The organism is Paenibacillus sp. LjRoot56 (assembly GCF_964253335.1).
GTDB lineage: Bacteria > Bacillota > Bacilli > Paenibacillales > NBRC-103111 > Paenibacillus_E > Paenibacillus_E allorhizoplanae.
Map to the genome: position 1 here is coordinate 1,107,797 of NZ_CAXURV020000003.1, position 19,998 is coordinate 1,127,794.

Sequence of the window (19,998 nt, forward strand, 5' to 3'; positions counted from 1 at the left end):
GCTTTGCGCATTAGGCCTCATTTTTCTCTAAACCAACGTCAACACCGTAATCTCAGGACGACACATGAACCGAATGGGACGAACCGACACACCGATCCCTCGATTCGTGTAAAGGGTAAGGGATTGATTGTTCCCTACATGATAGAGTCCTGAAGGATATTTGACGCCATATGGAACAGAAGCCAATGCCCCTATGATCGGGAGTCTTACTTGACCACCGTGGGAATGCCCCGATAGCTGCAAATGGACGCCTCCAGCGGCCGCAACAACATCCGCATAATCAGGTGCATGGGATAATAGGAGTACCCATTCTTCTTTTTTCGCTGACTGCATCGCTGCTTTAAGATTAGGAACACCCTCCCACATGTCCTCTACGCCGGCGATCCAGATAGACTGGCTTCCTTTCTGAATCCGTAGTCCCCGATTACGCAGGCAGCGAAACCCACCACCCTCTAGCACATCTGCCACTTCTTCAACATCGCCATAATAATCGTGATTGCCGAGCACGGCATAGCAGCCGTATGTAGCAGCAATCGTCTTCAAAACATCCCGTATTTCTTGACCTTGCCCACCAATCTCATAATCGACGAGATCACCGGTGAAGCACACGATGTCTGGTTTCTCAGCTTGAATGACCTCGACGACCTTGGTTAATTGCTGGATATCCAAATGAAATCCAAAGTGTAGATCACTGAATTGCACAACCCGCAATCCCTTGAAGGCCTCCGGCAGTGTAGGAAAAGCCAATGAAATGCGCTCCACTTGCAACCAACGGGGCTCAACCCACGTGGCATACCCATAACTTAACGGTGGGACTGATAATAAACTTCCACCCAGTAGCAAACCATTTTTCAAAAAGGAACGACGACTCATTTTCTCTTTATTTTCCATATACCAATCATATAACAAATGAGGGCTATCTTGCTATTTCATCGCTAACTACCCTAGCCAGTTTCCAGAGAAATATTTCCAATAGCATGCAACAAATCTTTAATGCCATCCGTTTAGTGGATACAGATAAAAATAATGGAAACCTACAATAACGGAGCAAAGGATGAGCTAGATGAAGAAAAAGGTTTTGGCCGCAGGCCTCCTAACGACCGCAATCCTCTTAACATCTGCTTTTACACCTGTCACTACGAATGCTGGTCAGGAAACGATCGTCAAGCTTGAGGGCCAACCGATCGCTTTTTCGCAGCATCCACGTATGATGAAAGGGATTTTGATGGCGCCAGTTCGCGATCTTGCGAAATCGTTGGACATGGACGTAACCTGGCTTGAAGCTGAACGAGCGGCTGTCGTTACACGCAATGGGTACGAGATGAAGCTGCCCCTAAATGCGGACTATGCCAACGTTAACGGGAAAGCAACCACCATGAACGGTAGTACTCAAATCGTAAGTGACTCCCTCTACGTCCCACTGCGTTTCTTTATGGAGAGCGTCAATCATGTCGTTCGCTGGGATTCAGCAACTAATTCCGTTAACATCACCAAGCAAACGGACAGCTTGCCGGTTGTGGGTACCTATGACCACTTAGTTACCCTGTTAACGCAGAATGAAAGCAATGGGATACGTGCATATGCTGCCATAGCTAAAACAGCCAACTCTGAATCTCTCACTACATCCTCAGTGCCAATGGCCGCCGGCAGTGCTGGTGTCGCGGTCCAAGATTCGGCCAAATCCGTGTCACCTGAGTACTCTGGAACGAATGTGCAAGTGCAAGGTGTGGATGAATCGGATGTCGTCAAGTCAGATGGAACGTACATCTACACTGTGAATAAGCAGCGGATCGTCGTCACCCAAGCGTATCCCGCAGATCAGATGAAAGTGCTGAGTATTCTTGATTTCCCCAAAGCGGCAAACACCGCAAACACGCAGTTCCAACCGAGTGAAATCTATGTGGACGATAAGCATCTGATCGTGTTGGGGCAATCCTATCAAAACCTCAAACCTGTGCCATATAATGAGGTCGCAAGCAGGAGCAGCAGCAGCATCGGCATTTTAGACAAAAGAATGATTTCACCTATCCGATCACAGGCTACGACGAAGGTCATGGTTTACGATCTCGCGGATCGGAGTAACCTGAAGTTAGTTAAAGAAGTTGAACTTGAAGGCAACTATATTTCTTCCCGTAAAATCGGGACATCACTTTATTTTATCGCCAATAAATATGTCAATTACTATTACTACCGGGAAATGGAGAATACGGATGACGCCAAAAAAGAACTAGCTCCAGCTTACCGAGATTCCTCGGCAGGTGATTCTTTCACCTCGATTCCGTTGGATCACATCTACTATTTGCCCAAAGCTCTTGAGCCCAATTATGTCCTCGTCGGAGGTCTTAACCTGGCCGATCTGACACAGACGATGAATGTAACCTCGTACCTCGGCTCGGGTCAGAATGTCTACGCCTCTGAAGAGAACTTATACGTCGCGGCCGCGACCTATGAAGATCAACAGCAAGACACAATTCTCTATCAATTCGGGCTGAATACAGGAAAAGCTGTATATAAAAACACCGGCAAAGTGCCTGGTCATCTGCTCAATCAATTCTCGATGGATGAGCATAACGGTCACCTCCGTCTTGCTACGACAACAGGTGAAGTCTGGCGGACAGATGAGGGCACATCGAAAAACCACGTCTACATCCTTGACGCGAACCTGAAAGAGGAAGGCAAGATCTTAAACATCGCGCCAGGCGAGCGCATTTATTCTACCCGTTTCATGGGCGACCGCGCTTATATGGTTACTTTTAAAAACACGGACCCGCTATACGTCTTAGACTTAAAGCAAGCTGATCAGCCGAAATTGTTAGGGGCATTAAAGATCCCAGGCTACAGCAATTATCTGCATCCTTATGATGAAAACCATATTATTGGCTTCGGTAAGGATACCGTTGAAGTCGAGAACAAAAACGCGGCAGGCTCACAGTCCATCGCCTATTATCAAGGCATGAAAGTAGCCCTGTTCGATGTATCCGATGTGAATAATCCGAAGGAGAAATTTACTCAGCTGATTGGGGATCGAGGAACGGATTCGGAATTGCTGTACAATCATCGTGCTTTGCTCTTTTCCAAGGAGAAAAATCTCCTTTCCTTCCCTGTTACGGTGATGAAACTCGACCCGGTGGCAAACAATTCGAAGAATTCGGCTAGCGCATACGGAAGCTTTGCTTTCCAAGGGGCGTACGTTTACAATCTTGATCTGGAAAAAGGGTTCCAGTTCCGCGGCGGCATCACCCATCTCTCGCAGGAAGATCTGAGTAAGGCGGGGCAGCATTTCTATGCCGGTGACAAACAGGTCCAGCGCGTTCTCTATATCGGTGACACCCTGTATACCGTTTCGAACGGATTCATTAAAGCGAACGACCTTAGCACGCTGAAAGAAAAGAATACGGTAGTTATCCCGTAAATAAGCCAAAAAAGCCTCGAATCCTAATTAGGATCGGGGCTTTTTGTTTGACTCGGGTCTTCTATATGGCTAAAACCTCTTTGAGATAAGTGGCCAATGAAACGAGTTGATTGCCAACAACGTGCTTCGTTTGCTTCTCAGCAGCCTGTGCAGCTGGAACCATCGAAAGCTGGGCCGCTACCACACGCTTCGTTGGGTTTTCCTCGATCACATCGATCAATCCTTGTGTGACAGCTTCGATGTAGTCACTCTTCTTACCTTGCATAATCAGATCAAAAGTATTCGCCAGAAGGACAGGCGCTGCTTCTAGTGCTATTCCTTTCTTAACGGCATAAAGGAATAACTGATTCATCGTTCCTTGTACGGTGCTTGGATTCGTGAATGCAATGATCGCAGGCTGATCCAGCTGACAGATCTCTTCGAACAATGGATCATCAATTTTGATGATCGGAATTGGAAAAGGATGAACATTTCCATCGTATATGGCTGTAAAAAAAGTGCAGGTTATTAAAATTGCGTCTACGTGACTTTTGGCTATCCAATTCAGTGTGTCGAGCACTTTCTTTTGAGCCATTTCGGTCGTGAAATCCGCATCATGCTTGATCCGATCCAAACCAGGATCTACATAATGAATGAGTTCCACATTCAAACTGCGCAGGGCATTTTCAATATGTTCAATATTCGAATAATGGGCATGGAAGCATCCGATTCTTTGCATCATTAGTCTCCCAAGATGTACGTTTTTAAGAAATCATTGCGGAATTTCCCCTGCGGATCACATTGGCGAAGCAGTTGCTGAAACTCAGGCAGCTTCTCATACATCGACTGCACGCGGTCCGGTGACATCGTAAACAGCTTGCCCCAATGCGGTCGAACTTGGAAGGGCTCGAGATGCTGTTCAATGATAGGCAGTACTTGCTTAACAGCTTCCCAATTCGGTTTCCATGTAAAATGAAAAGCCACCATCTCCTGCTTATAGCAGGGACTCATCCACAGATCATCTGCCGCAATTGTACGTACCTCAGAAACATAAAGAAGTGGCGAGATGAGTTCTTTCATACCATCGAGAGCACATAGCGCCGCATACGCATGCTGACGGGGCACATAGTATTCGCTCTGCAATTCTTCCCCTGCACTAGGCGTGAAATCCATCCGAAAGTGCGGCATCCGTTCATGCCAAGGTCCTGGTATTCCCATTTGTTCACTGCAATTCTCGGAAGTGTGTCCTGGCACGGGATGACGATGTTCGTCAGCGAGCTTGGCCCCGTAAAACTCAGCTTCCACCTGCTTTGGAGCGGAGGATTGATCCATCGTTACCTGCTTCTTCCACAGTTGATTAAACGAAGATTCCTGCCAATTTGTGAAAAGGCTGACACTATAACCACTGGAGAATATGTCGTCGAAATGTGCTTCAAGCTGCGCCAAAGGCAAGTTGTCATACACATGTTGATGCATCTGAAAGGATGGGACTACATCCAAGGTGATTTTCGTGACGACACCTAATCCACCTAGTCCAACAGCTGCACCGGCAAGATAACCATTCTCATGCTCACGGGAGAACAGCACGATACTCCCGTCCGCTATGACCACTTCCATGGCATGAACAGCTGTCGCCAAATTGCCATGGCGATCACCAGAACCATGTGTTGCGGTGGCGCATGCGCCTGCAACTGTAATATGAGGTAAAGAAGCGAGATTGTGCAGCGCATACCCATTCGCGTGGAGATACTCGCCTAACTCACCATAGCGAATGCCTGCTTCAACCGTTACCCGATGGTTCGTTCGATCAAGTGAGATCACGCGATTCAGGTTCTGAAGCGAGATCAAGCTTTCCGTACAGTCGGCGATACCATTGAACGAATGGCGGGTGCCAAGCACCTTGATTTGTTGACTGCGAGCCACCAACTCTTGTATTTCTTCTACATTTGCAGGAACATAATAATTGGCGGCGCTGTACGTATAATTGCCAGCCCAGTTGCGATTATTCATGTATAAGTACTCCCTTCACTCTTCTAAGGTGGGACAATTATATTTTACATGCATTTATCCCCCTCAGCAAAGTCAACGCCTGCTAAGCAACAATGCTGACAATGAAAAAAGCTATCCTGAAGTAGAAAAATCTACTTATCGGACAGCTCCTATTGAATCATTTATCATGCTTCATGTTGTAAGTCGTGTTCTACTTCTTTTTTGATTTTATTCGGCATCATTTTCGGTTTGCTTGTGAACCATTTCGTATACAGGTCTTCGTAAGTGCCATCCTTGGATACCGATTGGAGCGCTTCGTTGATCTTACCGATGTACTTGTTTTTCTTTTTGGCAAGAATAGCAAGGCTATCTTTATTGAACGGCTCTCCTACTATTTTCACGGACCCTTGCGCTGTGTTTTTAATATAATCCTGGGCATTGCGTTCCTCCACGATAACGGCGTCTGCTGTATGACTTTTCAACTCCGCATAGGCATCGGAGATTTTTGAAAAGCCGTGGATTTTCGACCCTTGAATTTCACTCGCATAATAAAACCCCGGTGATCCATTTTCGGTTGCTATCGCTTTGTCGACTAAGTCATCTTTCCCTTTGATAGCTGAGTTCTCGGAAGCAATCAGAATCACTAAGTTTGTTTGAAAATAAGGATCAGAATACTCAAGATCATTACTGCGTGCATCCGTAATTGTCTTCCCCGCGATGGCTAAATCAATAGCACCAGACTTCAATCCTTTATTCAATTCGCCCATTTCCATTGGAATTAACTCATATTCTAACTTCGACTTTTTAGCGATTGCTTGCCATAAATCCACCTCAAAGCCCTTCTTCTCGCCTCCATCTATATACGTATAGGGGCGGAAATTCTCCTCGATACCGACTTTGACCGTTTTATTCTGCGTACATCCTGAAGCGATCAGGGCGATTAATAGGGTGATCGAGAGGACAATTCCTCGTTTACTTCTAAAGCCTTCATTCATTGCATCCATACCCTCCTCATTAGGTAAACATAGGTATTATTTGTAAATAGTTGAAGGGTTATGCAGCTTCTTCACTCGGCTTTAGCGTTTTCAATTCCTAAACTTTCAACATCTATGTGAATGCGTATATAATGACAAGATCTATTTCATCACTTAGCTTCCCACAGAAGCCACATTAATTACGCTTAAGGAGATGTTCAACATGAATGAGGTCAATAGACATAAAAATTATCAAGCTCTAGTCGAGGATCGGATTTATTTTGGAGGAGCTTCAGACGTTGAGGATATGATTAAAAATGAAGGCATTGAAGTCATTGTGGATTTGCGAGGCGAAGCTGCACAATGCGCTTATCCCGATGACGATGTCCAATGGATTCAAGTCCCGCTGGGAGACAATGCGACTGGCCCCCAAGACCAATTGTTTCAACAAGCGATTGATCACGTGGTTGAAGCTTATCACAACGGTAAAAAAGTTGGATTTCACTGTGCTGGTGGCGGCGGCAGAACGGGTGCTGTCGCGGTGGGTACTTTGATTACATTAGGCAAAAGTCAGACCATTGAAGAAGCTGAAGCACTAGCCAAAAGCATTCGCGCCAGAGTCAATATTAAACCCGCGCAGCGTGAGGCGATTGAGAAATTGTTTAACACATAAACCCTGAACCACAACTGGACAAAAAGGCTGGTTACTCGTACACGATAATGTACAAGAAACCAACCTCTTTGGCTTACTCATTCATAGTTGCCAACTACGATCCAAAAGTCTCAAGGACTGACCTGAACAAGCTCCAAGTCATCGAAGTAAACTTCGCCATCCACGACATGTTTGTACATAAATATCGTCGCACTTGTATTCGTACTTCCTGTAGTGAATGTGTATTCTTTCCTTGTATAATCCGCAGAATTCACATACACCTGACGTTGGTAACTACCAAAATTCCTTACTCCGAACTGTGCAGCGCCTCCCCCCACTGCCTTAGCCCAAGCGGAGATCGTATAGGTTGTGTTTGGCGTCAGTCCAGTTACAATTTGCTCGATCCCCCCGTAGGCAGTTGCCAATTTGGCTGCGTACGTCCCTGTACGGGTGTTCGTATTCACGATGGCTGATTGGTTAAAATGCGATGGCCAGCTCGTGAAATCTCCTGTCTCAAATCCTGGGTTGTTCAGCAAATTAATTGTGGGCACAACCTCCACGAAGCAAACGGCCGTTTTGGTTCCGTCAACTGTCGTCACGGTAATCGAAGTGGTTCCCTCACCAATGGCGGTTACGATGCCATTCGCATCCACAGTTGCCACGGAGGGATTGTTCGAGCTCCAGGTTACCGCTTTATTAGCGGCATTGGATGGTGCGACCGTGGCTAACAAGGTAGCCATCGCGCCGATTTTCAGACTCAAACCGGTATGGTCTAGCGAGACCCCGGTTACCGAGACAGGTGGCGGCGTAGTTGGCGCGCTTTGCTGAACAAGTTGAAAGTCGTCAAAGTACGCTTCGCCTGCCGCAGCACGTTTGTACATAAGGATGGTCGCGCTTGTGTTTGTACTGCCTGTGGTAAACGTAATCTCATTTCTCGTATATGCCGTTGAGTTGATATAGACCTGACGTTTGTAACTTCCGAAATCTCTTACGCCGAATTCACCATTGATACCCATGGCCCAAGCAGAAAGTGTGTACGTTGTATTGGGTGTAAGTCCAGTTACGATTTGTTCGATCCCCCCATATGCGGTTGCCAACTTGGCTGCGTACGTTCCGGTATGGGTGTTCGTATTCACAATGGCTGCCTGATTAAAATTCGATGGCCAGTTGGTAAAATCTCCTGTCTCAAATCCCGGGTTGTTCAGCAAATTGCTCGCAGAAACAACCTCTACGAAACAAACGGCCGTTTTGGAGCCGTCTACTGTCGTCACCGTAACCGCAGCTGTCCCCTCACTAACAGCAGTGATGATTCCACCCGCATCCACCTGTACTACGGCGGAATTGTTCGAACTCCATGTCACCGCTTTGTTTGCAGCATTAGAAGGAGATACAACTGCTGATAATGTTGCTGTCCCACCGACTTTCAGACTCAATGCGGATTTATTCAGCGTAATACCAGACACTGCGACAGGTACAGGCGGCGGTGGTGGTGGCGGTTCCGTAATACCACTAGTTTGTATATGGAAATAGTCAAAATCCGCGGTAAGTCCCGTTCCCCCACACACAATAAGACCGATTTTGGGATCATCAAGGTTAGCAATTACTGTGTTACCTATCTGGGTATAAGCGTTACCGTCTACCGAATAATAGCCGGCAAACTTATCTCCATACTTAACAATTCGAAGATAAGATACCGTCGACCCAATCGTATCGGGTACCTCCATATGGGTACGTACACCACCAACCTTAACGTCAAATTGTAATTGATTGCCGCTACCATACAATCGGGTCATCCGGATATAGGTATCGTCATTGACATAGACGACCAATCCGCCCTGCGACCACTGCGAATTCGGCTTGCCTTCGAGCTTCGTATCAATGGCCCAGTTTCCTTCCGGCGCACCCGTGAGAAGGATGTTCTTGGCATCGGCACTTCCGCCCGCGATATCTCCGTTTTCACTGACAATTCTCATATATCCCGGGTTCGTGCTCAGCGACCATTTCGCCGGGTTCTCTCGTGTCCAGTGCCATTGTGAATTCAGCACGGCCTCATTGAACTCATCATCAGAACCTTCCGTATAGACAGGATCAGGTTCAACAGGTCCGCCCGGCGATGCGCTGTACTGGATTAATTCCAAGTCGTCGAAGTAAACGTCTCCGCTGCCGCCGCTTTTATATAAATATATCGTAGCGCTGGTGTTGGTACTGCCCGTCGTAAACGTGAGCTCTTTCCTCGCATAACTGGTAGTGCTCATATGCACATCTTTGGAGCTGCCGCCATAATTTTTGACGCCAAATACGGCATCGCCCCCGCCTACGCTCTTTCCATTTCCATACAGTTTGTAGATCGTATTCGGATACAATCCACTGATCGTCTGCTCAACGCCAGCCGTATTCCCTGTAAGCTTGGCTGCATAAGTGCCGGTAAGGGCATTGTTGCTCTCAATGGTGGCCCCATTGTAATGGGTAGGCCAGTTGGTGAAATCACCTGTTTCAAATCCAGGATTCTTCAATAGATTTTCCTCCACAGGCGGAGGTGGAAGTGGAGGAAGATTGTTAGGATCCAGTCCTGGACCTTGGTAAGCACCCATATTCGGCGCTTGCACGGCCGACACCGGATTGCCGAAGTAGTCCTTGCCTCCGTTGTTCGTCATCAATTTACCCGCTCCAATAGCTGGAGATGTAGAAAGAAGCTGGTATCCGACAACCGTATCTTTACCTATACCGCCCGAACCGGGAGAGGCAAGCATCGGATCCACCGTAAGCTTATTCGCATCCGTCGGTTCGTTGACCGGATGGTTGCCATAAAACAGATTGTGATCAAACACATTATTCGTACTGCCGGCAAAATTATAGCCGCCGGTTCCGAGATTCGTAATGATATTGTTCGTGAAGTACGTATTTTTGGCATAACCGCCCCAGTTTAAATAATCCACCACTTTCGCGTTAGAATATCTAGGCAGATATACCGTGTTGTTATAGATATGAGTAGTATCCGGAGTTCCGCTAAAATTGAACACGGCACCGCTGTCATTCTGGCTAATATTGTAGCGGATTGTCGTATTGGTATTGGCGTTGCTCGCAACCGTACCATCATTGACAACCAAGAAGGCGCCGCCTGCATTGTTATGACTGTAGTTATATTGAATAATGGTTCCGTCGCTCTTGTAATCCGCATCATACGCCATAGCGTCTCCGCCCGGCGCTGTGTTGTAAACTTCATTGTTCTGAATCAACGCGTCCTTCGCTGAAAAGACCCAAAGCGGAACATGATATCCGCTGGCTCTTACATGCGTGTCATGCACGAGGTTATTTTCGATCAGCGCATTCGTCGTATCCAAGATGAACGCTCCATCTGCACCCACATCGTAAATGACGTTGTTGGTTACTTTCGAGTCAGCGGAATATCTCTTTTGTGCGCCATAAATGTAAATGCCCACGCTATCTACAGAATAAATCTTGCTGTTATTCACCACAACATCGGAAACGTGATAATCCCAGTTCGTTCCCCAGACGATAATACCGCCGTTATGAGCATAATCAGTTGCGGTATCACCCTTTACATGATGGATCTCTAAATTTTCAAAAAGAAAATGCTTAAACACTCTAGGATTACTGTAGCCACCACTGGTGCCATCCACATGTATGCCTCTGCGTACTGCCTTCGTTGCCGCATCATTGGTGATTTCCAGATTTCGGACTTCCCATTGCTCCTGATTGTTAAAATAGACAGCTGCTGCAGCGCCAGCCCCAGCGATCAATGGCTTACGGCCGGTACCATACATGTCAATGGTAATGGGATTTCCCTCCGTGCCCGAGCCTTGGGGGGAAAGCGTCCCCGTCCATACACCGTCTGCCTTGAACATAATGGCGTCGCCAGGCTCAAAGACGGTACCGTTGACTTTACTAAGCGATTGCCAAGCTGATCCGGAAGCTGTTCCAGCGTTCGCATCATCGCCGCCTATCGAATCCACATAATAAACGGAGCCTGTTGCATAAACCGTTGATGGTGCGGCCATTGGTAGGAAGCCTGCTACCAAGACAACGATTCCCAGAAGCAAACTTAACAACCTGGACCCTTTCGTTTTCTTCATCACTTATCCTCCTTATAGTCATGTTTAACCACACTAATCACATGAGAATAGTACGGTTAATGTTTATCTTAAAAAACGGTGACTCCCCTCGAGGTCGAGAAACCGCTTCCAAGAATGTTGTAATACGTTCAATGGAGGTGAACCTTTTTATAAGTACTTTCATCTATCTCAACTTTAGATTCTCGAATGAGCTTATCCAAATAGTCACCATATGCGGTGTCCACATAATTTTTCCACACATTACGTTTACTCTCGTCATAGCTTTTATAGCCACTTTTTTCTCGACTTACTACCTTTACAACAACATACTCCCCTTGCATCGTTTCATCAAATACAGAGCTGACCTGATTAACTCCCAAGTTATCTGCAAGTACGGAATAGAGAACTGCCTGAGACTTGAAGTAGGTGCTGGCGGTATCCTTATTCAAGTTCTCCTCGGTAAATCGGACCACAAAAGCATCATTCTCGCCTTGCAGTTCATTTATCGCTTGATCCATCTCTTCTCCTTGATCCAAGAGACGTTTTATGGCGTCCATCCGTTTCTTAATCAATTGCTTCTTTGGATTAGTCGTCTTGCTCTGAGCATCTTCCTTATAAGAAACGGAGATTTTTTGAAATCTAGTCCTGTTCTCTAGGGTAAACAATGTTTCCTTGATAAGCTCATAATGCCGCTTTAGATCCTCTTCAGTCACGTTCAGTTCATCCTCAGACAGCTTTTCCTTCAATTGCATCCGCAGTTTACTTATGTAATCGTTCATAAATGTGCTTTCATCCAATTGGGCAGGGCCGTAAATGGGTTCGCGAGCTTTAATGGCGGCCAGCCTTCGCTTATTCTCTTTATCCATTTCATGGAGCAAATCATCATAGGAGGTCCCTTGTATCAGACCATGCTGTTCGGCAAGTTCCAGTTCAATCTTAAGTTTGATAATTTCATCTAAGGCTCTCTTTTTTGCTGTCTCTTCCGGATTCTCGCCATTATAGTCCGTCTCCCAAAAGTTTTTTCCATATGCTACACCTTTGGACCGATAGAAATAGTCGATGACTGAAGTGCGTTGCTTCTCCAACTCGCTCTTGAATTCTTGCGTTGTGATCACGCTGCCATTCACCATCGCAATAGAAGTCTGGCCCGAATCAGCCCCAACTGAAGCATACAAGACGATGGCTCCGACAATCGGGAGAATCGTCATTGCTACGACTATCCTCTTCGTAAACTTCACTATGATCACCCCTACTTCATCTTATTACAGCGCTTACATTCGAGGTAGAGATAAAGTTTTAAGATGACCTAGGAATTTGTTAAGATTTTCACAAAATGAACGTCGCCGCCGTCCTTCTTTCTAATTCTGCTCGTACGTTCCCACGCTAGGTAGCTATTGGGGAGCTTTTGGAGATTAACTGGATTTCCTACATCTATTTCCGAGCAAAACTAGCCTTTGGGGAGTTTAACTGGAGTTTCTACATCTAATTTTGCTCGAAATGTCCCGTTTGGCGAAAATGGCCTGAAATAACGGGAGGAAATCCAGTTAGTTTGCGAAATGACGTGATTTCGCTTGAATTAGCTGCAGAAAATCCAGTTATTTGCTTGGCCAAAACCCAAAACATATCCATTCTGGCGTCAAGAAGCCCGCTGATTTCCAGCGGGCCCCTTCATCCTATTTCTTCATTTTCGAGTACCAATCATTTACTTCTTTGGTCATATCATCGCCGCCTAGGCTCTTCCACTCTTTTACGAAGTTATCGAATTCCGTAACAGGCTTTTTACCATAAATAATATTGATAAATGTATCCCCCTCTAATTTGACGAGAATACCACCTTTGGATTGCATCGCTGGCGTATTCGCACCCGTGTACGCTTGAGGAATATAGATACCGGCTTTCCAGCCATCATCGACAATCTCTGCTGCCTTGAGACCATCCTGGCCGCTAACGGCAATTTTCTTCTCACTCGGCGTTACAGGAGTTTTCCCTCTGCTGACGTCTGCGCGCAGCTTCATTCCGATAAATGGATCTTTCGGTTCGATTAGCAAATATTTAGCCGGACTAACCTTGCCCCCCGGAATATCCCCTTCGGTCACGGAGTAGGTCCCATCCGCTTTGATTGTATAATCGTAATCCTTCGCCCACCCATTCACAAACTCGCTGCCCTCTTCAGGGTTTACAGCACCAAATATCCGATTCAAGTATAGGAATAGCGCATCAACATGTTGGAAATCTTTTTTAACCAATAAGCCGCCCCTTAAATAGGTCGTGTCACGCGCTTGTATTTTGCCATTCAGCGTTGGCAGCGGATACGGCTTCATGATAGACCCCGCCACATTCTTCTGCATATCCGTATTCGGCCAACCGGACATCCACGAAGGAGCCACTACAATACCCACGCGACCTTGGGCGATCAACTCAGCCAATTTATTCTCGTCATGAAGGCCAGCTTCTTTCGAAAGATAGCCTTTATTATACCAATCCCTAAGCTTCGCCAAGCCGTCTTTCATCGCCGGAAGCGTCGATCCATGAACCAATTTCCCATCCTTCTCCAACCACTGATAAGGTACCGTGCCCAAAGCCCCGAACACCCACGAAGTCTCTCCAAGCCAGCTCGTGAACGGATTAGGGGAAGATCCACCAGAGCCTAAACTTGCTCCAAGCGGGATAACATTGTCAGATCCGCCAGGCTTTTTGTCCAAGAAAGCTTGCATGACAGCTTCTAGCTCTTCAAATGTCTTGGGAGCCTTGATCCCGAGTTTATCCAACCAATCCTGCCTGATCCACATCACGGGATTGTCATTCCCAGCCGTAGCAAAGTTCGGAAGGGCCATTTTCTTACCACCGTAGGTGACTTGGCTCCAATTCAATGGGTTCGCGTTGTAGATTTGTTTCATTTTGGGAGATGCATATTTCTCGAAATCTGCTGTGATATCTCTATACTTGCCGGATTGAATCAATTCGTCCAATAACGTCATATCCTGTGTGGTGAGCACATCAGGCAACGATTCGTTTGCTGTTAGCATCAATCTCAGTTTCGTATTGAATTGTTCGCCGGGTACTTGCCACAAAACTTTCAGATCGACACCTAATTGATCGTGTGCCCATTTCGTGTGCACATTGTTTTCCATGGTCTCACCGTTCTTGAATTTCATGGTGGCATCCGTGGCTTTGACTGTCGTGATGGTCACTGGTGTTTCAAATTTGTATGTTCCCTTTTGGATGGCATCGGCAGAAGCACCCTTCTGTGCGGCGGATGTCGGCGAATTCTCTGCTCCCTTTTCGCCGGAACTTGTGCTTTGAGAACAAGCGGTTACGAGAGAGAACACCATAATCACTGCAAGAGCAAGTAGATATCGTTTTTTACCCATTTTCTATCAAGATCCTCCCTTTACGCTGTATTGCGTTGCACCTTTATATTAATACAGCGCTTTCAGCGGGGTAAGTGATAAAGTTTTAAGATGGTGTATGAAATTGTTAAGATTGGGTGATATGCCGATCCCTGTATTCTTGTGGTGTAACCCCGTAATAATTTTTAAACAATTTGCTAAAATAAGGCGGGTTTTGGAAGCCCATTTGGCTAGCTAGCTCATAGATTTTGATATCTGTTGAACCCAGCATAACGGCTGCCTTTTCCATCCTGTACCGCATAATGAAATCACTGATATTTTCTTTCATTTCCTGTTTATACATGGATGACAAATATACCGGGTGCAGGGTCACATGATCTGCGATCGTTTGCAGCGAAACATCTTGTGCGATATGCGTCTCAATAAAACGATGAATTTTCGAAATAAGCTGGTTTTTGCCGTCCTTGAATTCACGGATGCTGCCAGATTCCATACTTTCCAGTACCCCTATAGCCCACTCCATGACCTGGTCCGCTCTGGATAACGCTCGTGGATCTGACGACACATCCGTCTCCAACCCGGATACTTCCATCAAGGTTTTGCCTTGGAGGTGTGCAATATACAGAAAAGCATTCATCAAGGTATACGTAACTTCCATCATGTTTTCTTCCGTATCCATTTTTTTGGAGCTCATTTCTTCAAAAACATCACTCAATTTCTTGCGGACATCCCCCCACCGCCCAGCTTCTAATAGCTGCTGGATACTTGGCGGACTGTATAAGGATTGCAGCGACCTGGATTGGACGCGAGGCATCCCGGACATGATCATAATTCCCTTATCGCTTCGGGGAACCTTGCGAAATTCATTCAACGATTTGCGATAATGCAGCGCGAGTTCATCTGGAAATATCCCCTCATCGCATATCAAGACGGATACTTGCCCCTTCAAAAAGGCCGAGACTTTTAATTGCAGCTCATAGGCCGATTTCTCTAGCACGTTATCGCCTCTTGTAACGAAAGATTCACCCTTACCTTTGTCCTGCAGCAAAAAGCATAAATACCCGTATGTATCTTTACAGTACCAGACGTTATAATCCGGCTCTAAAATTTCGCAAGCGATATTATGGATGGCGTATTCGAATAACAAATCGTCATGCTCCACCGCATCTCCAAACCCACCATCCATTCTTACTAGGATGAACGAACAGTTCACTCCGGGTTCAAATGGAAGCTGGTACTCTTTCAATCGTTCAGCTAATGCGGAGGATGACAGAGAACTCCCCGTCAATAAGTTGTTTAATAAATTGGATTTCAATAATGGCAGGTGAACATGAAGTGTCTTACGAGCCCGTTCCAAGGAGCCTACATGCTCCCATTCCTGCTCGAAGAGCGTCTTCACACGAGACACCTCACCCATCAGCTCTTCGTCCTTAATCGGCTTCAACAAATAATTCACCGTGCCGTACATAATCGCCTGACGCGCGTACTCGAATTCACCATAACCCGAAAGTAAAATGCATTTGGTACGGGGAAAGTGATCCTGTATATGTTTGCATAGTTGCAGCCCATTCATGCCCGGCATCCGGATATCCGTTACGACGATATCGATCGGTGTTTTCTTTAGAACCTCTACAGCTTCCAGCCCCGAGGCCGCCTGAAAGACGTATTCTACACCGATACTTCTCCAATCATTTTCTACCATACTCTTTAATAGCATGGGTTCATCATCAACCAGCAGAAGTTGAATCATGGGTACCAAGCCTCCCTACCTTATTCTCATTTCCAACGAAGTGCTACGCTAAGACCTGACAACCGATTCGAAGCTGTAATCATAACACCTGCATCAGGACCAAATCGTTGTACTAATCGTTGATTGACGTTCCACAGTCCGCAGCCTGTATGTTCATCCATAGGACGCTCCAGACTCTGCACATAGTCATCTATCTCCTGATCCGTCATCCCCACACCGCTATCTTCGACAACAAGAACATTCCAGTCGGACTCACGACGACCCGAGACCATGATGGTCCCTCGTCCCGGTTTGGGTTCTATGCCATGTACAATCGCATTTTCTACAACGGGTTGAAGAATAAGTCTCATCACAGGTTCATTCAGCATATCCGCAGGAATATCAATCTGATATTCAAGACGTTCAAGCCTTAACGAATATATGTTCAAGTAGTGATTGACCAAATCAACTTCCTCTTTTAACAAAGGCATCTGATTCTCAACCCTTGTGGTATAGCGATAATAATCCCCTAAATGATACGTCATCTGTTTAATGGTGTCGGTATAGCCAGCTTTTGCACAACCCGCAATGAAAGACAGACAGTTGTACAAGAAATGTGGATTGATCTGCGATTGCAGCTGTTTTAACGTTGCCAGGCGGGAACGATTTTGTTCCTCGTATACGTTGGTGATCAAATGTTGGATTTCATCCCCCATATCATTAAATCGCAGCATCATGTAATCAAATTCATTATGAAACCGCTTATTGATTCGGAACGAATAGTCGCCCATCTCCATATGCTTGAGTCCTTTCATGATAAAAGAAATCGGCTTCTGTACATGAAGATACAAGAGATAAGAAGTGGCAAATCCAAGAAGAACCAGCACGAACATGCTGATATAAAACAAATTTCTACTCTTAATAATCGGAGCGTGAAACGTGTTTAAAGGGACATAATCAATCAAATAAGCATCGATACTTGGCAGATGGGTATAACTCAAATAGGCCTTCTGTTCCTCTAGTTGTATGCTGCGATGCCCGCCTTCGTTTAATCCTTCACTAAGTAGTCTATCTCCCAAATTTGCTAAGTCGGCGTCACTTTCATCAGAAACCGAGAACACCTTGCCCGTGCTTGTCAATAAAAAGGAGTACCCCGGACTATCTCGTTTGTATGAGCGCAGCATTTTCCTAATATTATCTAGTCCAAAACGCACTTCATAAATCGCACTTACCGTCTGTGGACTACTTTTGGAAAAGTACGGATCCCAGATAAACAGTTGATAGTACGGCGTTTCATTAGAACCTCCTGGGTGGAAGTGCCACTTCCCGCTATCAGCCGTTTCAAGAACACTCTCATCGTAGCGATCATTCGGATTTGTCGATATTCTTCTTTGGGTATCGGGTAAATAGATGGATAAGTCATTGGACCAATTGCTGGAAAAGCTCTGAAGAAAGAGTTTTTCTTTTACTTGTGTTTGAAAATCAATCATCCCATAGTAGTCTTTCGTCAGAATACTCGTCTGAAGCTTCAAAATGGAGGAGTCACGCGCTAAAACGCTGGAGGAAAGGGACAAACGTTCAGCACCCACTTCAATCTGGTTTTTCAGAAACTGCAGTTGGCTTTCGTTGTACGCCGTAATCTGTGAATCAATGACCTGAAAGCTGGTTCTGCTGAAATACGCAAATAGAATGACAATGGGAATTAATAGAATGAGGATGACACCGTTGATTTTCAGGAATATAGGCCAGTGCCGCTTCATTGCACAACCTCCTTAAGATATTGACAGTCACCTTTAATATGTATTCTATACAAAAAAACGCTTCCATCCTAAGATGAATATACAGAAGACGCAAGTCGAGGAGGAAAATAATGTATGAAAGATACCGTCATTATAACATCATCGTCACCCGTAACGGCAAGAGTAAGAGAGAAACGAAATTACCCGCTTCGCAAAACATGGAGGCTTCATCTCATGCTGCTGCCCGCAGTATTAGTTGCGCTCATCTTTAAATATGCCCCTATGCCGGGGATCATCATGGCGTTCCAGGACTTCAAGCCATGGCTTGGCATTTCTGGATCTAGATGGGTCGGTTTGGATAATTTCCAACTTATTTTTACGATGAAAGGCTCCGTTCAAGTCATTTGGAACACGTTAATTATCTCTGTTTTGAAAATCATATTTGGATTGGCTGTCCCCGTCACCTTTGCCTTACTAATCAATGAACTCCGAAACATGAAGTTGAAACGCTCCATTCAAACCATGGTGTACCTTCCCCATTTCATGTCATGGGTTATATTAGGCGGTATATTGTTGGACGTGCTTTCACTAGACGGTGTTTTAAACCGATTAGTTACAGCTTTTCATTTACAGCCGATCATGTTTCTGGGCGAAGCGAATTGGTTCCGCTTTACCGTCATTGTTAGTGATTTATGGAAGGAATTCGGCTTCTCCGCGATCGTTTTCCTTGCCGCATTGTCCGGTATCAATCCGGATCTGTATGAAGCAGCCGAAATCGATGGCGCCGGCAGATGGCAGCAAACCATCCATATTACGCTTCCTTCCCTGCTTCCCATCATGGTTGTCGTGTTCACATTGTCCCTAGGGAACATGCTGAATGCCAACTTCGATCAAATCTATAACCTCATTAATCCACTCGTCCTTCAAAAGGGAGATATTATCGATACCTTTGTATTCCGTAACTTCCAGGGCGGGCAATACAGTTTAGCTGCCACAGTGGGCTTATTCAAATCGGCTGTCGGGTTCATCCTGATCAGCGCCGGATACTACATTTCACACAAATGGACGAATTACCGTGTATTTTAAAATGATTAATAGTGGAGGAACAGGCTATGTATTATAAAAATCCATCCTATAAAGTGTTTTACTATTTGAATGTGACGCTTCTAATCCTTGTCTCCATTCTTTGTATTTTACCCATGTTGCATATCTTTGCCGTCTCTCTCAGTGGAAAAACAGCCGCCGAATCCAATCTGGTCACGCTGTTCCCGATCGATTTCAATATAGACAGCTATGTGAAAACCTTTCAAAATGATAACTTCCTACATGCCATCCAAATCTCGGTATGGCGCAGCCTCATCGGTACGGTAATGGCCATGATGGTAACCGTTCTCGCTGCTTTTCCTTTGTCCAGAAGCAACATCGAGTTCAAGCCACGCAACTTTTACGTATGGTTCTTCCTGATCATTATGATTTTCGATGCCGGACTTATCCCCCATTACCTACTGATACAAAAGATCGGATTGGTTGGTTCGTTCTGGGTTTACATTCTGCCGCATCTGCTCAATGTCTGGAATATCATTCTAATGATGAATTTTTTCCGTGCGATACCGAAAGAACTGGATGAGGCAGCTACGATGGACGGAGCAACATCCTTCCGAATTTTCTTCTCCGTTTACTTACCGATATCCATGCCTGCCCTTGCCACCCTTTCCTTATTCACACTGGTAGGCCACTGGAACAACTGGTTTGATGGCATGTTATATATGAGATCTCCCGAACAGTGGCCGCTGGCCACGCTGCTGCAAACCATCGTCGTCGCACGCGACCTCAGTAAAACCGGTATTGATTTTGAAGATTTAGAACTACTGTCCAATCGGAGTGTAAAAGCAGCGCAAATCTTCATCGCGATGATTCCGATTCTGGTCGTCTACCCATTCCTTCAGCGCTTTTTTGTCAAAGGCATGGTTATTGGAGCTGTAAAAGAGTAACCCTATAAGTACCCATTGATTGCACACTTTCTCCAAGTGTCCAGTCAGTGGGTACTTATTACGTTTTGCCTGCATCCAAATGCAATTATATACGTATACGATGTAGAAAG

General features: G+C 45.7%; 13 protein-coding genes. 4 read left to right on the forward strand and 9 right to left on the reverse strand.

What is annotated here, in order from left to right; genetic code table 11:
* Positions 1 to 27 precede the first annotated feature (27 nt).
* Complete coding sequence (locus ACSQ8O_RS23970; protein WP_436243664.1) at positions 28 to 891, reverse strand: metallophosphoesterase; 864 nt, start codon at positions 889 to 891, stop codon at positions 28 to 30.
* Between the two features lie 172 nt (positions 892 to 1,063).
* On the opposite strand from ACSQ8O_RS23970, the gene ACSQ8O_RS23975 reads away from it, so the two are divergent.
* Positions 1,064 to 3,412, forward strand: a complete 2,349-nt coding sequence (locus ACSQ8O_RS23975) for a beta-propeller domain-containing protein (protein WP_436243665.1) — start codon at positions 1,064 to 1,066, stop codon at positions 3,410 to 3,412.
* Positions 3,413 to 3,473: 61 nt separating this feature from the next.
* On the opposite strand, the gene ACSQ8O_RS23980 is transcribed toward ACSQ8O_RS23975, so the two are convergent.
* The 3 genes from ACSQ8O_RS23980 to ACSQ8O_RS23990 form a co-directional block, all read right to left on the reverse strand.
* Positions 3,474 to 4,133, reverse strand: a complete 660-nt coding sequence (locus tag ACSQ8O_RS23980; protein WP_436243666.1) for a hypothetical protein — start codon at positions 4,131 to 4,133, stop codon at positions 3,474 to 3,476.
* Positions 4,133 to 5,401 carry an FAD-binding protein gene (locus ACSQ8O_RS23985; protein WP_436243667.1) on the reverse strand — a complete coding sequence of 423 codons (1,269 nt, stop codon included), beginning with the start codon at positions 5,399 to 5,401 and terminating at the stop codon, positions 4,133 to 4,135. The genes ACSQ8O_RS23980 and ACSQ8O_RS23985 overlap by 1 nt, the downstream gene beginning before the upstream one ends.
* Positions 5,402 to 5,565: 164 nt before the next feature.
* Positions 5,566 to 6,375, reverse strand: a complete 810-nt coding sequence (locus ACSQ8O_RS23990; RefSeq protein ID WP_436243668.1) for a transporter substrate-binding domain-containing protein — start codon at positions 6,373 to 6,375, stop codon at positions 5,566 to 5,568.
* A gap of 202 nt (positions 6,376 to 6,577) precedes the next feature.
* Between ACSQ8O_RS23990 and ACSQ8O_RS23995 the strand changes: the two genes are divergently transcribed.
* Entirely contained in the window at positions 6,578 to 7,027 is a 450-nt protein-coding gene (locus ACSQ8O_RS23995) for a protein-tyrosine phosphatase family protein (protein ID WP_436243669.1), read from the forward strand.
* 110 nt (positions 7,028 to 7,137) lie between these two features.
* Here ACSQ8O_RS23995 and ACSQ8O_RS24000 read toward each other — a convergent pair whose 3' ends face one another.
* From ACSQ8O_RS24000 to ACSQ8O_RS24020, 5 genes are all read right to left on the reverse strand, one after another.
* Complete coding sequence (locus ACSQ8O_RS24000; protein ID WP_436243670.1) at positions 7,138 to 11,100, reverse strand: Ig-like domain-containing protein; 3,963 nt, start codon at positions 11,098 to 11,100, stop codon at positions 7,138 to 7,140.
* A gap of 128 nt (positions 11,101 to 11,228) precedes the next feature.
* On the reverse strand, positions 11,229 to 12,317 hold the full coding sequence (locus ACSQ8O_RS24005) for a hypothetical protein (protein WP_436243671.1): 1,089 nt from the start codon (positions 12,315 to 12,317) through the stop codon (positions 11,229 to 11,231).
* A gap of 435 nt (positions 12,318 to 12,752) precedes the next feature.
* Positions 12,753 to 14,450 (reverse strand): hypothetical protein, encoded by a 1,698-nt coding sequence (locus ACSQ8O_RS24010; RefSeq protein WP_436243672.1) that lies wholly within the window; start codon positions 14,448 to 14,450, stop codon positions 12,753 to 12,755.
* 106 nt (positions 14,451 to 14,556) lie between these two features.
* Entirely contained in the window at positions 14,557 to 16,179 is a 1,623-nt protein-coding gene (locus ACSQ8O_RS24015) for a response regulator transcription factor (protein ID WP_436243673.1), read from the reverse strand.
* 26 nt (positions 16,180 to 16,205) lie between these two features.
* Positions 16,206 to 17,918, reverse strand: a complete 1,713-nt coding sequence (locus tag ACSQ8O_RS24020; RefSeq protein ID WP_436243674.1) for a histidine kinase — start codon at positions 17,916 to 17,918, stop codon at positions 16,206 to 16,208.
* Between the two features lie 114 nt (positions 17,919 to 18,032).
* On the opposite strand from ACSQ8O_RS24020, the gene ACSQ8O_RS24025 reads away from it, so the two are divergent.
* Positions 18,033 to 18,983, forward strand: coding sequence for an ABC transporter permease (locus tag ACSQ8O_RS24025; protein ID WP_436243675.1), 951 nt, complete (start codon positions 18,033 to 18,035; stop codon positions 18,981 to 18,983).
* A gap of 26 nt (positions 18,984 to 19,009) precedes the next feature.
* Complete coding sequence (locus ACSQ8O_RS24030; RefSeq protein WP_436243676.1) at positions 19,010 to 19,888, forward strand: carbohydrate ABC transporter permease; 879 nt, start codon at positions 19,010 to 19,012, stop codon at positions 19,886 to 19,888.
* Positions 19,889 to 19,998: the final 110 nt, after the last annotated feature.

What these genes read in the sequence shown, in the direction of transcription:
- ACSQ8O_RS23985 (WP_436243667.1), bottom strand. Translation starts at nt 5,401, where the DNA reads ATGAATAATCGCAACTGGGCTGGCAATTATACGTACAGCGCCGCCAAT.
- ACSQ8O_RS23980 (WP_436243666.1), bottom strand. Translation starts at nt 4,133, where the DNA reads ATGATGCAAAGAATCGGATGCTTCCATGCCCATTATTCGAATATTGAA.
- ACSQ8O_RS24030 (WP_436243676.1), top strand. Translation starts at nt 19,010, where the DNA reads ATGTATTATAAAAATCCATCCTATAAAGTGTTTTACTATTTGAATGTG.
- ACSQ8O_RS23970 (WP_436243664.1), bottom strand. Translation starts at nt 891, where the DNA reads ATGGAAAATAAAGAGAAAATGAGTCGTCGTTCCTTTTTGAAAAATGGT.
- ACSQ8O_RS23975 (WP_436243665.1), top strand. Translation starts at nt 1,064, where the DNA reads ATGAAGAAAAAGGTTTTGGCCGCAGGCCTCCTAACGACCGCAATCCTC.
- ACSQ8O_RS24025 (WP_436243675.1), top strand. Translation starts at nt 18,033, where the DNA reads ATGAAAGATACCGTCATTATAACATCATCGTCACCCGTAACGGCAAGA.
- ACSQ8O_RS24010 (WP_436243672.1), bottom strand. Translation starts at nt 14,450, where the DNA reads ATGGGTAAAAAACGATATCTACTTGCTCTTGCAGTGATTATGGTGTTC.
- ACSQ8O_RS24015 (WP_436243673.1), bottom strand. Translation starts at nt 16,179, where the DNA reads ATGATTCAACTTCTGCTGGTTGATGATGAACCCATGCTATTAAAGAGT.
- ACSQ8O_RS23990 (WP_436243668.1), bottom strand. Translation starts at nt 6,375, where the DNA reads ATGAATGAAGGCTTTAGAAGTAAACGAGGAATTGTCCTCTCGATCACC.
- ACSQ8O_RS24000 (WP_436243670.1), bottom strand. Translation starts at nt 11,100, where the DNA reads ATGAAGAAAACGAAAGGGTCCAGGTTGTTAAGTTTGCTTCTGGGAATC.
- ACSQ8O_RS24020 (WP_436243674.1), bottom strand. Translation starts at nt 17,918, where the DNA reads ATGAAGCGGCACTGGCCTATATTCCTGAAAATCAACGGTGTCATCCTC.
- ACSQ8O_RS23995 (WP_436243669.1), top strand. Translation starts at nt 6,578, where the DNA reads ATGAATGAGGTCAATAGACATAAAAATTATCAAGCTCTAGTCGAGGAT.